Source organism: Streptomyces sedi, assembly GCF_006335015.1.
Lineage (GTDB): Bacteria > Actinomycetota > Actinomycetes > Streptomycetales > Streptomycetaceae > Streptomyces > Streptomyces sedi.
This window is the reverse complement of the sequence record NZ_VDGT01000006.1, coordinates 22,413-34,786: the sequence shown is the minus strand read 5'-3', so window position 1 is coordinate 34,786 and position 12,374 is coordinate 22,413. Positions and strand designations below refer to the sequence as shown.

General features: G+C 75.0%; 16 protein-coding genes and 1 pseudogene. 14 read left to right on the top strand and 3 right to left on the bottom strand.

The window, feature by feature from the left end; translation table 11 throughout:
* Positions 1–70: 70 nt before the first annotated feature.
* Positions 71–316: a hypothetical protein gene (locus FH715_RS09950; RefSeq protein WP_139643233.1), complete on the top strand. Its 246-nt coding sequence runs from the start codon at positions 71–73 to the stop codon at positions 314–316.
* Between the two features lie 108 nt (positions 317–424).
* Positions 425–659, top strand: a pseudogene (locus tag FH715_RS09945) (RNA polymerase sigma factor); the annotation flags it as partial.
* Positions 660–905: 246 nt separating this feature from the next.
* Here FH715_RS09945 and FH715_RS28170 read toward each other — a convergent pair.
* Positions 906–1,049, bottom strand: a complete 144-nt coding sequence (locus tag FH715_RS28170; protein ID WP_170184688.1) for a hypothetical protein — start codon at positions 1,047–1,049, stop codon at positions 906–908.
* Between the two features lie 185 nt (positions 1,050–1,234).
* Here FH715_RS28170 and FH715_RS09940 point away from each other — a divergent pair, with 185 nt between their 5' ends.
* The 4 genes from FH715_RS09940 (at position 1,235) to FH715_RS09925 (ending at position 5,151) form a co-directional block, all read left to right on the top strand.
* Positions 1,235–2,425 carry an NYN domain-containing protein gene (locus FH715_RS09940; RefSeq protein ID WP_139643230.1) on the top strand — a complete coding sequence of 397 codons (1,191 nt, stop codon included), beginning with the start codon at positions 1,235–1,237 and terminating at the stop codon, positions 2,423–2,425.
* A 130-nt stretch (positions 2,426–2,555) separates the two neighbouring features.
* The gene (locus tag FH715_RS09935) at positions 2,556–3,572 is read left to right on the top strand and encodes an ABC transporter ATP-binding protein (RefSeq protein WP_139643849.1); all 1,017 of its coding nucleotides are present in this window, start codon (positions 2,556–2,558) and stop codon (positions 3,570–3,572) included.
* A 32-nt stretch (positions 3,573–3,604) separates the two neighbouring features.
* Positions 3,605–4,393, top strand: coding sequence for an ABC transporter permease (locus FH715_RS09930; RefSeq protein ID WP_139643847.1), 789 nt, complete (start codon positions 3,605–3,607; stop codon positions 4,391–4,393).
* An 89-nt stretch (positions 4,394–4,482) separates the two neighbouring features.
* On the top strand, positions 4,483–5,151 hold the full coding sequence (locus tag FH715_RS09925) for a GlsB/YeaQ/YmgE family stress response membrane protein (RefSeq protein ID WP_139643223.1): 669 nt from the start codon (positions 4,483–4,485) through the stop codon (positions 5,149–5,151).
* A 16-nt stretch (positions 5,152–5,167) separates the two neighbouring features.
* Here the strand turns inward: FH715_RS09925 and ybaK are convergent, their stop codons facing one another.
* Positions 5,168–5,665 (bottom strand): Cys-tRNA(Pro) deacylase, encoded by a 498-nt coding sequence (gene ybaK / locus FH715_RS09920; RefSeq protein WP_139643220.1) that lies wholly within the window; start codon positions 5,663–5,665, stop codon positions 5,168–5,170.
* 28 nt (positions 5,666–5,693) lie between these two features.
* Positions 5,694–6,476: an LON peptidase substrate-binding domain-containing protein gene (locus tag FH715_RS09915; protein WP_139643217.1), complete on the bottom strand. Its 783-nt coding sequence runs from the start codon at positions 6,474–6,476 to the stop codon at positions 5,694–5,696.
* 93 nt (positions 6,477–6,569) lie between these two features.
* Here FH715_RS09915 and hisD point away from each other — a divergent pair, with 93 nt between their 5' ends.
* The 8 genes from hisD to hisF are packed head-to-tail and all read left to right on the top strand — an operon-like array spanning position 6,570 to position 12,334.
* Positions 6,570–7,904 carry a histidinol dehydrogenase gene (gene hisD, locus FH715_RS09910; RefSeq protein ID WP_139643214.1) on the top strand — a complete coding sequence of 445 codons (1,335 nt, stop codon included), beginning with the start codon at positions 6,570–6,572 and terminating at the stop codon, positions 7,902–7,904.
* Positions 7,901–9,025 (top strand): histidinol-phosphate transaminase, encoded by a 1,125-nt coding sequence (locus FH715_RS09905; protein WP_139643211.1) that lies wholly within the window; start codon positions 7,901–7,903, stop codon positions 9,023–9,025. Before hisD ends, FH715_RS09905 begins: the two co-directional genes overlap by 4 nt.
* On the top strand, positions 9,022–9,612 hold the full coding sequence (gene hisB / locus FH715_RS09900) for an imidazoleglycerol-phosphate dehydratase HisB (RefSeq protein WP_139643207.1): 591 nt from the start codon (positions 9,022–9,024) through the stop codon (positions 9,610–9,612). The genes FH715_RS09905 and hisB overlap by 4 nt, the downstream gene beginning before the upstream one ends.
* Positions 9,609–9,770, top strand: a complete 162-nt coding sequence (locus FH715_RS28165; RefSeq protein WP_170184687.1) for a hypothetical protein — start codon at positions 9,609–9,611, stop codon at positions 9,768–9,770. The genes hisB and FH715_RS28165 overlap by 4 nt, the downstream gene beginning before the upstream one ends.
* Positions 9,764–10,414: an imidazole glycerol phosphate synthase subunit HisH gene (hisH, locus tag FH715_RS09895; RefSeq protein ID WP_139643844.1), complete on the top strand. Its 651-nt coding sequence runs from the start codon at positions 9,764–9,766 to the stop codon at positions 10,412–10,414. The genes FH715_RS28165 and hisH overlap by 7 nt, the downstream gene beginning before the upstream one ends.
* Entirely contained in the window at positions 10,411–11,169 is a 759-nt protein-coding gene (priA, locus tag FH715_RS09890; RefSeq protein ID WP_211367519.1) for a bifunctional 1-(5-phosphoribosyl)-5-((5-phosphoribosylamino)methylideneamino)imidazole-4-carboxamide isomerase/phosphoribosylanthranilate isomerase PriA, read from the top strand. Before hisH ends, priA begins: the two co-directional genes overlap by 4 nt.
* Positions 11,166–11,564, top strand: coding sequence for a Rid family hydrolase (locus FH715_RS09885; RefSeq protein WP_139643204.1), 399 nt, complete (start codon positions 11,166–11,168; stop codon positions 11,562–11,564). The genes priA and FH715_RS09885 overlap by 4 nt, the downstream gene beginning before the upstream one ends.
* Entirely contained in the window at positions 11,564–12,334 is a 771-nt protein-coding gene (gene hisF, locus FH715_RS09880) for an imidazole glycerol phosphate synthase subunit HisF (protein ID WP_139643201.1), read from the top strand. Before FH715_RS09885 ends, hisF begins: the two co-directional genes overlap by 1 nt.
* Positions 12,335–12,374: the final 40 nt, after the last annotated feature.

The following is a 12,374-nucleotide window of genomic DNA, read 5'->3' as shown; positions in this document are numbered from 1 at the left end:
CGGAGCTACCTTCGAAAACGGGGACCGCGCCACGAGAACCGTGGGCGGACCCCGGAAGAGGGTGGTTCTGATGGACGCCAGGATGATAGAGAAAGCGGTGTTCCTGCTGCGCGAGGCGCACACCTCCACGACGGAGACCGTGCACGCGCTGGAACGGTACTTCCCCGGCTCGGCCCACGAGGACCGGGTGCGCTGCACCGAGGAGGCGTGCGACCTGGTGCACGGTGCCAGGCCCCCGGCGGCCCGGGTCGCCTCCCAGATCGCCGACGCCCGCTACTTCGCCGCCGCGCACGAGCGGCACGCCTTCGGCGACTGAACGGCGTCGGGGGCGCGCGGCCACCGCGTTCCGCGCCCCCGACGTAACGCTCCACCGCCCTCCGTCCAAGTACAGGTGTAAGCCGGGACGAGGACGGGAGAGCGCGTCGTGCGCATCGTCACCAGGAGCCGCGGCGGTCCCGCCGCGGCTCGCGATCCGGAGCTCTTCGAGGAGTTCTACCGGCGCCATGTGGACGCCGTCACCCGCCTCGTGGCCCGGCGTTGCCAGGATCCGCACACGGTCGCCGACCTGACGGCCGAGGTCTTTCTCGCGGTGATCGACTCCGGCCACACCTACCGGCCGGACAGGGGCGCCGAGCGCGCCTGGCTGTTCGGCGTGGCCGCTCCCGACACCTCATCCGAGGTCGCCTATGTCCGGGGCGGTGACACCGAGTTCTCCGAGGACGCGACCTACCAGCTGCACGAAGGCGACACCGTGCTGATGGTGGACGAGCCGTCCTACGGCAGCATCAGCTTCGTGGACGGTGCCTGCGCGGAGGTGCCGGTGAGCTGATCCCCTCAGCACCGGGCGTCCGACCGGTCGCCGCCCCGGCCCGCGCGGCCGGGGCGGCATCCCGGGGCTCCGGCCGTCAGTTGTGGCCGAACTTCCGCTCGCGCTTCTTGCCGCCGCGGGACTGCTCGGCGGAGTCCGGGGCGGGCGCGTCCGTCCTGGCGGGCGGCTCGGGCCTGCGGTCCCGCTCGGCCTCCCGCTCGCGTTTCCTCTCCTTGGCCATGATCGCCTCCTGGCTGGGTGATCCCCCGGCTGAAGTTAGGCGCCTTCACCAGGTTCACATGTGAGTCGATACCTCGCATTCCGGGGACGGAACGGCTGTTTGCCACGCCGAAGATCGAGTAGCACAGATAACGGCGGTCCCGTCGGGCAGACTCAGTGAAACGTTCGGCGAAGGGAAGGTGCCACGTGGACCGCTGCGTCGTGTTGGTCGATGCGGGCTACCTGTTGGGCGCCGCGGCCAGCCTCCTCGCCGGAGAGCCAGCGCGTGCGCGTATCACCGTGGACCACGCCAGACTCATCCAGGGCCTGCGGGAGCGCGCCGAGGCCGACACCGGCTGCGACCTGCTGCGGATCTACTGGTTCGACGGTGCCCCCGACCGCGTCCCCCAGCCCGAGCACCGCAGGCTCCGGGTGATGCCCCGAGTCACCGTCCGCCTCGGCGCGTTGACGCGCAGCGACGGGCGTTGGGCGCAGAAGGGCGTGGACGCCGCGATGCACGCCGAGCTGACCGAGCTGGCACGCAACCGCGCCTGCGCCGACATCGTGCTGGTCACCGGCGACGGCGACCTGCTGCCCGGGCTGATGTCCGCCAAGGAGCACGGGGTCGCCGTCCACCTGTGGGCCGTGCAGGCTGCCGACGGCGACTACAACCAGTCCGAGGACCTGGTCGCCGAGGCCGACGAGCGCCGGGTGCTGGACCGCGCCTGGATCACCCGCGCGGTGCGGGTCAGCGAGCCGCGCGCCGAGGGCGGCCTGGCCAGCGACATCGCCGCCATCCTGGCGGCCCCGCTCCCCGAGAAGGGCAAGCCCACCGACCAGCCGGCCGCCCCCCAGGCCAACGGCGCGACGCCCGCCGTTCCCGGCTGCGAGGACGAGGACACGACGGCGGCTGCGCCCAGCGCCAAGGGCGTCCCCACCCCCAAGGACCTGGCCTCGCTCGGTCGCCCGCTGCCGCCGCCGGCGACCGCGACGCTGCGCTGGTCGTCCGACCGGGGCTGGGTGGAGCGCGGTCCCTCGGACGAGTCGGCCGAGACGGCGGCGCTGCCGACGTTGGCCCAGCTCACCACGGCGGAGCAGCGCTGGGCCGACCGCGAGGAGGACATCACCGCGGTCGGCGGCGACCCGTTCGAGGTCGGGCAGGTCTTCGCCCGGCGCTGGACCGGTCGGCTGCCCGGCGAGTCCCCGCTGCGCCAGCTGGCCACCGAGTACCCCCGCATCCCGCACCGCATCGACGGCGAACTGCTGCGCTACGCGGCCAGGTTCGGCCTGCTGGCGCACAAGGACGACCAGATCGACGAGCAGGACCGCTACGCCATCAGGGCGGGTTTCTGGCGCGAGGTGGACACCCGCAGCGGGGCCGAGCGGGCCTCTTCCTGACGTTCCCCCGGCGCGCGCACGCCGCCCGGCGCCGCCCCGCAAGCGCGCCCCGGCGTCCGCCGCGTGCCCGCCGCCGCGTAGGCTCGGGCCCGTGGCCTCCTCCATCGGCCGGGCCGGGCCCCAGACCACGATGGCACCGCGCGCTCCGGACAGTTCAGCGACCCCGCCCGCCGCGGTGACCGTGCGTGGCCTCACCAAGACCTACCGTGCGCCGCGCGGTTGGCGCCGCGGGGCCGCCGACGCCGCGCCGCGCCCGGCCAACGACGCCGTCGATCTGCGGATCACCACCGGCGAGATCTTCGGCCTCCTCGGGCCCAACGGCGCGGGCAAGACCACCCTGGTGCGCCAGCTCACCGGGCTGCTGCGGCCGGACGCCGGCACCGTCTCGCTGCTCGGCCACGACGTGGTCCGCCACCCCGAGCTGGCCTCAAGACTGCTGGCCTACCTCGGTCAGGAGACCGGCGCGCTCGACGAGTTGACGGTCTCGCTGGCCGCGGAGACCACGGCCAGACTGCGCGGCCTCGATGTCGTCGCCGCCCGCGCCGCCCGGGACGACGTGCTGGGCGAGCTGGGCCTTGAGCCCCTGGCCGACCGTCCGTTGAAGCGGCTCTCCGGCGGGCAGCGGCGGCTGGCCTGTGTGGCCGCGGCCCTCGCCGGTGACCGTCCGCTGCTGGTGCTGGACGAGCCGACCGCGGGGATGGACCCGGTGGCCCGCCGGGCCGTGTGGGCGGCGATCGACCGCCGCCGCGCCGAGCGGGGCGCCACGGTGCTGCTCGTGACGCACAACGTGCTGGAGGCGGAGACCGTGCTGGACCGGGTCGCGGTGCTCGACGCCGGCCGGGTCATCGCCTGCGACACCCCCTCCGGGCTGAAGACGCTGGTCGACGCGCATGTCCGCCTCGACCTGGTGTGGCGCGGCGAGCCGCCGTCGGCCGTTCCCGAGATCGACCGGCTGCGTTCCCAGGCGCGGATCACCGGCCGGCGTTGGACGCTGCGGCTGCCGCAGGAACGCGCCAGGGAGGTGGTCGCCACCGTCACCCGGGGTGAGGCGTTCGCCGCGTTGGACGACTTCACCCTCGCGACGCCCAGCCTGGAGGACGTCTATCTGGCCCTCGGCGGCCGGGGCGAGGGGCTGACCCGCCAGTGACCCTGATCGCACGAGTCCGGGACGACCACACCATGACCGAGGCCGCCCAGGCCCCCGAGGGGCGCGCCCCGCTGGCCCCGTCCGCCCGTCCGCTGCCGGCGCTGGCCGCCGTCTACCGGGCGCAGCTCTCCCGGGCGCGGGTGGCGCGGATGCCGCTGCTGTTCGTCGCCACCTTCCAGTCCGTCGGGATCATGATCCTGATGCGCGGGGTGGTGGACGGCGGCGCGGGCGCCGAGGCGAACGCGGTGGTCGCCGGCTCCTCGGTGCTGGTGGTGGCGTTCGTGGCGCTCAACCTCCTCGCCCAGTACTTCGGGCAGCTGCGCACCGGCGGGCTCGACCACTACGCGACGCTGCCGGTGCCGGCCGCCGCCGTCGTGCTGGGGACCGCCGCCGCCTACGCCTCGTTCACGGTGCCGGGCGTCGCGGTCACCGCCGTCACCGGCGCGCTGCTCTACCAGCTGCCGCTGGGCGGGCTGTGGCTGCTGCTGGCGGTGGTGCCGCTGGCGGGCGCCGCGCTCGCCGGGCTCGGCGCGGCGCTGGGGCTGCTCGCGCCCCGGCCCGAACTGGCCACCCTCGCCGGGCAGCTGGGCATGTCGGCGGCGCTGCTGCTCGGGGTGCTCCCGGCCGGCCGGCTGCCGGAGCCGCTGCGCTGGACCAGGGAGCTGCTGCCGTCCAGCTACGGGGTCGACGCGCTCGCCGAGATGTTCGAGCCGGCGCCCGACGCCGGGCTCGTCGTCGCCCACCTCGGGGTCTGCGCCGGGGTCGGTGTGCTCGCGCTGGCCCTGGCCACCTGGGCCTACCGGCGGGCCGCCCGGGCCTGACCCGGCCCGGGGAGACGCACCGGTGGGCTCATCAGCCAAACGGTCCTCCCCGGGGCCGAACAGGTGGCCGTACCTGGCAGGATGACGGGGTGGACTCTCCCCAGCCGACGCCCGAGCACCGCCCCGTGACCAGCACGGAGGCCGCACCCCACGACCCCTGGGCCACCCCGCCGCCGCAGCCGTCCCCCGGGAGCGTCCGCGACTGGGTGGACGAGATACGCCAGCTGGCACTGGTCGCGGTGCCGGTGGCCGTGGTGACGGCCGTCGCGCTCGGCCTGCTGTGGGTGTGGCGGGCGCCGCGGGTGCCGCTGGAGCTGCGCGGCGACGAGGTGCTGCTGGCCAACTCCGAGGGGCAGCAGTCCATCGCGGCCGACGGCACCTTTCTGCTGCTGGGGCTCGTCGTCGGCGCGGTCGCCGGGCTGGTGACCTTCCTCGCGCGCCGCTCCGGGGGCGTCGCGGTGGTGATCGGCCTCGCCATGGGCGCGGTGCTCGGCGCCTGGCTGGCCTGGCAGCTGGGGATGATGCTCGGGCCGGGCGACGACCTCGCGGCCCGCGTCGCCGGCATGGAGGACGGCACGGTCTTCGACGCCCCCCTGGAACTCAACGCGCCCAGCGTCCTGTTCGGCCTCCCGTTCGGCGCGCTGCTGGTCCACCTGCTCTGCGTCGCCGGCTTCGGGCCGCGCGACGAGCGACCCCGCCCCGCCGAGCACCCGCCCCGTTGGGAGACGCCCTCCGGCCCCGCGCCGCACCAGGGCTGAGCGGCGGCGCCCGCCGTCAGCGCGCGATCGGTGCCGTGCGCGCCCCGGTCAACGCCACGAGGTCGGCGGGGGACAGCTCGATCTCCAGCCCCCTGCGGCCCGCGGAGACCATGACCGTGGGATGCTCGGCCGCCGAGGAGTCCACCACCGTCGGCAGCCGTCTGCGCTGCCCCAGCGGCGAGATGCCGCCCCGCACATAGCCGGTGGTCCGCTCGGCCGCCGCCGGGTCGGCGAGCGTCGCGCGCCTGCCGCCGACCGCCGAGGCCAGGGCCTTCAGCGACAGCGACGCGGAGACCGGCACCAGCGCCACCGTCCACGCGCCGTCCACCTCGGCCACCAGCGTCTTGAACACCCGCGCCGGGTCGTGCCCCAGCTCCCGCGCCGCCTCCTCGCCGAAGGCCCGCACCGCGGGGTCGTGCCGGTACTCGTGGAGGGTGAACGCCACCCCCGCGCGGCTCGCCTCCACCGTCGCCCGGGTGCCGCCCTCGCCGCGCCTCCCGCGTCCGCCGCCCATGTCGCCTCCCGCCGGTCGGTCCGTTCCCTCAGTTCAGGCTGGTCGGGCGGATGGTGTACTCCGCGCCCGGCACCGAGGGCAGCTTGCTGATCAACGACGCCTCCTGCCGCAGCATCCGCAGCTCGTCCGCCAGCCTGGTGGCCGTGTCGGGCGCCTGGAGCAGCCGCTGCTTGTCGGCGGTGTGCAGCACGGTCGCCGCCGCCACCAGGTAGGAGACCACCACCGGGTCGTCCGGCGCCTCCTGCGCGGGGCCGAGGGTCCGCTCGTTCGCGCCGGCCAGCGCCTTCTGGTAGCGGCGGAACGCGAGCAGCACCCCGGAGGCGAGCGCGCCGGCGCCCTCGCCGGCGACCTCCTCCAGCGGCTCCACCTCGCCCACCAGATAGGGGCCCGAGGTGTCGACCGACAGCAGCCGGAAGCGGCTGGTGCCGGTGGCCAGCACCTCGTAGCTCGCCGGGCCGTCGCCCCCCTCCGCCGCCTCCCCGCCCTCGCCGGCGACCTGGCGCGGGCGGATCGTGGAGGCGTCGGCGACGCAGCCCACCTCGTAGAAGCTCCGCATCGGGTCGGCGTCGAAGCCGGCCGTCGGGTCGGGCGCTGGCTCCTCGTTCTCGTCCGGCAGCCCGGTGCCGCGCGGCACGGCCAGCCGCCCGTCCCTGATGGCGACGACCCCGAAGGGCCGCGGCTCGCTCTCCGGCAGCTCCAGCAGGTCGCGGAGCAGGGCGCGGTAGCGGGCCTCGAAGACGTTGAGCGGCAGGACGAGCCCAGGGAACAGCACGGTGTTGAGGGGGAACAGAGGCAGGCGGGTGGTCGTCACAACCGGCCAGCCTATCCGTACGAGCCGGAACGCCGGGACCGCATCGTGAAACGTGCCGCGGCGCTGTCGTACCCGTCTGCGAGACTGTGACACGTGCTGAAGCGAATCGATCTGCGGGACGACCCGGCCTCCGGGGCCGTCGACCGCGCGTTGCTGCCCCGCGCCGAACTCGACGTCGAGGCCGCCCTGGAGAAGGTGCGGCCCATCTGCGAGGACGTGCGCCATCGGGGCACCGCGGCGCTGATCGACTACGCGCGGCGGTTCGACGGCGTCACCCTCACCCGCACCCGGGTGCCGGCCGAGGCGCTGGCGCGCGCGCTGGAGGAGCTGGACCCCGAGGTCCGCTCCGCCCTGGAGGAGTCGATCCGCCGGGCGCGCACGGTCCACGCGGCGCAGCGCGGCGAGGACCGCACGGTCACCGTCGTCCCCGGCGGCACGGTCACCGAGCGGTGGGTGCCGGTCGAGCGGGTCGGCCTCTACGTCCCGGGCGGCCAGGCGGTCTACCCGTCCTCCGTCGTGATGAACGTGGTCCCGGCCCAGGAGGCGGGCGTCGGCTCCCTCGCGGTCACCTCCCCGCCGCAGCGCACCCCGGGCGTCGAGTGGAGCGACGGCCTGCCGCACCCGACGATCCTGGCGGCCTGCGCGCTGCTCGGCGTCGACGAGGTGCACGCGGCGGGCGGCGCCCAGGCGGTGGCGATGTTCGCCCACGGCACGGAGGAGTGCCGCCCCGTCCGGCTCGTCACCGGCCCGGGGAACGTGTATGTCGCCGCGGCGAAGCGCCTGCTCAAGGGCGTTGTCGGCATCGACGCCGAGGCGGGACCCACCGAGATCGCGGTGCTCGCCGACGCCTCGGCCGACCCGGTGCTGGTCGCCGCCGACCTGATCAGCCAGGCCGAGCACGACGAGCTGGCCGCCGCCGTGCTGGTCACCCCGTCCGAGGAGCTGGCCGACGCGGTCGACGCCGAGCTGGCCACCCAGGTCGCCGCGGCCCGCCACCGCGAGCGGATCACCACCGCCCTCGGCGGACGCCAGTCGTACACGGTGCTGGTCGCCGACCTCGACCGCGGCCTGGCCGTCGTCGACGCCTACGCCGCCGAGCACCTGGAGATCCAGACCGAGGACGCGGCCGGCGTCGCCGCCCGGGTGACCAACGCGGGGGCGATCTTCGTCGGGCCGCACGCCCCCGTCTCCCTGGGCGACTACTGCGCCGGCTCCAACCACGTCCTGCCGACCGGCGGCTGCGCCTGCCACTCCTCCGGTCTCTCGGTGCGCTCCTTCCTGCGCGGCGTGCAGGTCGTCGCCTACGACCGCGAGGCGCTGGCCGGGGTCGCCGCCGAGGTGGTGACGCTGTCCGAGGCCGAGGACCTGCCGGCGCACGGGTCGGCGGTCAGGGCCAGGTTCGAGTGGAAGGTACCTCCCCGCACGTGACCGGCATCGACCAGCTCCCCCTGCGGGACGAGCTGCGCGGCAAGTCCCCCTACGGCGCCCCGCAGTTGGACGTTCCCGTCCAGTTGAACACGAACGAGAGCCCGCACCCGCTGCCCGAGGCGCTGGTGCGGCGGATCGCCGAGCGGGTCGCCGACGCCTCGCGCACGCTCAACCGCTACCCGGACCGGGACGCGGTCGCGCTCCGCGCCCAGCTCGCCGCCTATCTGACCGCGACCACCGGGCATCCGCTGGAGCCCGCCCAGGTCTGGGCGGCCAACGGCTCCAACGAGGTGCTCCAGCAGCTGCTCCAGGCGTTCGGCGGCCCGGGGCGCACCGCGCTGGGCTTCGACCCGTCGTACTCGATGCACTCCCTGATCGCCAGGGGCACCGGCACCGGCTGGATCTCCGGGCCGCGCACCGAGGAGTTCGCCATCGACGTGGCGGCGGCCGAGGCCCTCATCCGCGAGCGCCGCCCCGAGGTCGTCTTCCTCTGCTCGCCGAACAACCCGACGGGCACCGCCCTGCCGGCGGAGACGATCCTGGCGCTGTACGAGGCCGCGCAGGACGCCCGGCGCTCCGTGGACGGGCGCGGGGCGCTGGTGGTGGTGGACGAGGCGTACGCGGAGTTCAGCCACCGCCCCTCCACGCTGCCGCTGATCGAGGGCCGGCCGACGCTGGTCCTCACCCGCACCATGTCCAAGGCGTTCGGCGCCGCCGGGCTGCGGCTCGGGTATCTGGCGGCCGACCGCGCCGTGGTGGACGCCGTCCAGCTGGTGCGGCTGCCGTACCACCTGTCGGCGGTCACCCAGGCCACGGCGGGCGCCGCCCTGGAGTTCGCCGACACGCTGCTCGGCTTCGTCGAGGAGCTGAAGGGCGAGCGGGACCGGGTGGTCGAGGAGCTGCGGGCGCTGGGCCTGGACGTCACCGAGTCGGACGCCAACTTCGTGCAGTTCGGCCGGTTCGCGGACGCCGCCGCCGTCTGGCGCCGGCTGCTGGACCACGGGGTGCTGGTGCGGGACAACGGCGTGCCGGGGCGGTTGCGGGTCACCACCGGCACCCGGGCGGAGAACGACGCGTTTCTGGACGCGGTACGCGCAGTGACGAAGGAGAGCGACGAATGAGCCGCGTGGGTCGGGTGGAGCGCACCACCAAGGAGACGTCCGTCACCGTCCAGATCGATCTGGACGGCACGGGAGCGGTCGAGGTGTCCACCGGGGTGGGCTTCTTCGACCACATGTTGGACCAACTCGGGCGGCACGGTCTCTTCGACCTGTCCGTCAAGACCGACGGTGACCTGCACATCGACAGCCACCACACCATCGAGGACACGGCGTTGGCGCTGGGCGCCGCGTTCCGGCAGGCGCTCGGCGACAAGCGCGGCATCACGCGCTTCGCCGACGCCTCGGTGCCGCTCGACGAGTCCCTGGCCCGGGTCACCGTCGACCTCTCGGGACGCCCCTACCTGGTGCACTCGGAGCCGGCGGGCATGGCGCCGATGATCGGCTCCTACGACACGACGATGACCCGCCACATCCTGGAGTCCTTCGTCGCCCAGGCGCAGGTCGCGCTGCACGTCGACGTTCCCTACGGGAGGAACGCGCACCACATCGTCGAGTGCCAGTTCAAGGCGCTGGCCAGGGCGCTGCGCTACGCCAGCGAGATCGACCCCCGGCAGACCGGCGTGCCCTCCACCAAGGGCGCCCTGTGAACGGCACGTCCACGCTGCTGATCGCCGCCGGCCTCTTCCTCGGCACCGGCGTGTACTCGTTCGCCAAGCAGGGCCTGCCCCGGGGCGTCATCGTGCTGCTGGCCATCGCCAGCGCGCTGTGCCTGGTGGCCGGCGTGCTGCGGCTGGACGTCTGGTGAGCGCCCCGAAGAAGTCCGTGGTCGTCTTCGACTACGGCTTCGGCAACGTCCGTTCGGCCGAGCGCGCGGTCGCGCGCGCCGGCGCCTCGGTGCGGATCACCCGGGACCTGGAGACCGCGCTGGCCGCCGACGGGCTGCTGGTCCCCGGCGTCGGCGCGTTCGCCGCGTGCATGGCGGGGCTGCGCGAGGCCAGGGGCGACTGGGCCGTGGAGCGCCGACTGGCCGGCGGCCGGCCGGTGCTGGGGATCTGCGTCGGGATGCAGATCCTCTTCGCCCGGGGCGTCGAGCACGGCGTGGAGTCCGAGGGCCTGGCCGAGTGGCCGGGCACCGTCGGCCCGCTGAAGGCCGAGGTCGTGCCCCACATGGGGTGGAACACGGTGGACGCCGCCGAGGGCTCGCGGCTCTTCGCCGGCCTCGGGCCCGAGGAGCGGTACTACTTCGTCCACTCCTACGCCGTCCACGACTTCCCCCTGCCGCCCTCCGGGAGCGCCGCCGTCGTGCCGCCGAAGGTCAGCTGGTCCACGCACGGCCGGCCCTTCGTCGCCGCCGTGGAGAACGGCCCGCTGTGGGCCACCCAGTTCCACCCGGAGAAGTCCGGTGACGCCGGAGCCCACCTCCTCACCAACTGGATTGAGACCCTGTGACGACCCAGACCGACACCACCCCCGCCTCCCGCACGCTGGAGCTGCTGCCGGCCGTCGACGTGCGCGACGGCCAGGCGGTCCGCCTGGTCCACGGCGAGTCGGGCAGCGAGACCTCCTACGGCGACCCGCTGGCCGCCGCGCTCACCTGGCAGCGCGCCGGCGCCCGGTGGCTGCACCTGGTCGACCTCGACGCCGCGTTCGGCACCGGGGACAACCGCGCGCGGATCGCCGAGGTGACCGCCGCCATGGAGATCGAGGTCGAGCTGTCCGGCGGTATCAGGGACGACGAGACCCTGGCCGCCGCGCTCGCCACCGGCTGCACCCGGGTCAACCTGGGCACGGCGGCGCTGGAGACCCCCGAGTGGGTCGCCAGGGCCATCGCCGAGCACGGCGACCGGATCGCCGTCGGCCTCGACGTGCGCGGCACCACGCTGCGCGGGCGCGGATGGACCCGGGACGGCGGCGACCTCTACGAGACGCTGGAGCGGCTCGACGCGGAGGGCTGCGCCCGGTACGTGGTGACCGACATCAACAAGGACGGCACCCTCCAGGGCCCCAACCTCGACCTGCTGAGGAACGTCTGCGCCGCGACCGACCGCCCGGTCGTGGCCTCCGGCGGGGTCTCCTCGCTGGACGACCTGCGGGCCATCGCCGGCCTCGTGCCGCTGGGCGTGGAGGGCGCCATCGTCGGCAAGGCCCTGTACGCGCGGGCGTTCAGCCTGGAGGAGGCGCTGGAGACGGTGGCCGCCGCATGACCGAGCCGACGGCGGTGCGCCGTGAGGGCGGCGAGGCCGAGTGGGAGCGGGCGGTGGGCGCCTCGACGGCGGTGGCGGCCGGCCCGCTGGTGCTGGTCGGCGGCACGCTCCCGCCGGCGGCCGGGGCGGCGGCGCTCGGCGACCCGTACGAGCAGACGCGTTCGGCGCTGGCCGACGCCGTCGCGGCGCTGGAGCCGTTCGGGCTCGGCGCGGCGGACGTGGTGCGCACCCGTCTCTACCTGGCGCACGGCCGGGACGCGGAGGACGCGACGCTGGCGCACCGCGAGGTGTTCGGCGGGGTGCGGCCGGTGTGCACGGTGCTGGTGGTGGGCTTCCCCGACTCGCGGGTGCTGGTCCAGGTCGAGTTGGAGGCGTACCGGGGGGGCGGTTCCTGATGGGCGTGGCGGTGCGGGTGATCCCGTGCCTGGACGTGGACGCCGGCCGGGTGGTCAAGGGCGTCAACTTCCAGAACCTGCGGGACGCCGGCGACCCGGTGGAGATGGCGAAGGTCTACGACGCGGAGGGCGCCGACGAGTTGACGTTCCTCGACATCACCGCCTCGTCGGGGGACCGGGAGACCACCTACGACGTGGTGCGCCGCACCGCCGAGCAGGTCTTCATCCCGTTGACCGTGGGCGGCGGCGTCCGCACCACCGAGGACGTGGACCGGCTGCTGCGGGCCGGCGCCGACAAGGTCGGGGTCAACACGGCGGCCATCGCGCGGCCCGAGCTGATCCGGGAGATCGCCGAGCGCTTCGGCCGCCAGGTGCTGGTGCTCTCCGTCGACGCCCGCCGCTGCCCGCCCGGCACGGAGACGGCGTCCGGGTTCGAGGTCACCACCCACGGCGGGCGGCGCGGCACCGGGATCGACGCGGTGGAGTGGGCGGAGCGCGCGGCCGGGCTGGGGGCGGGGGAGATCCTGCTCAACTCGATGGACGCGGACGGCACCAGGGACGGCTACGACACGGAGTTGACGGCGGCGGTGCGGGCGCGGGTCGTGATCCCCGTCATCGCCTCGGGCGGCGCGGGCGGCCTCGCCGACTTCCCGCCGGCCGTCGAGGCGGGCGCGGACGCGGTGCTGGCGGCCTCCGTCTTCCACTTCGGTGAGCTGCGCGTCGGCGAGGTGAAGTCCACGTTGCGGGCGGCGGGCCACGAGGTCCGCTAGCCGCGGGCGCGCGGGGCGTCGGCGGGGTTGCCGTCCGCGG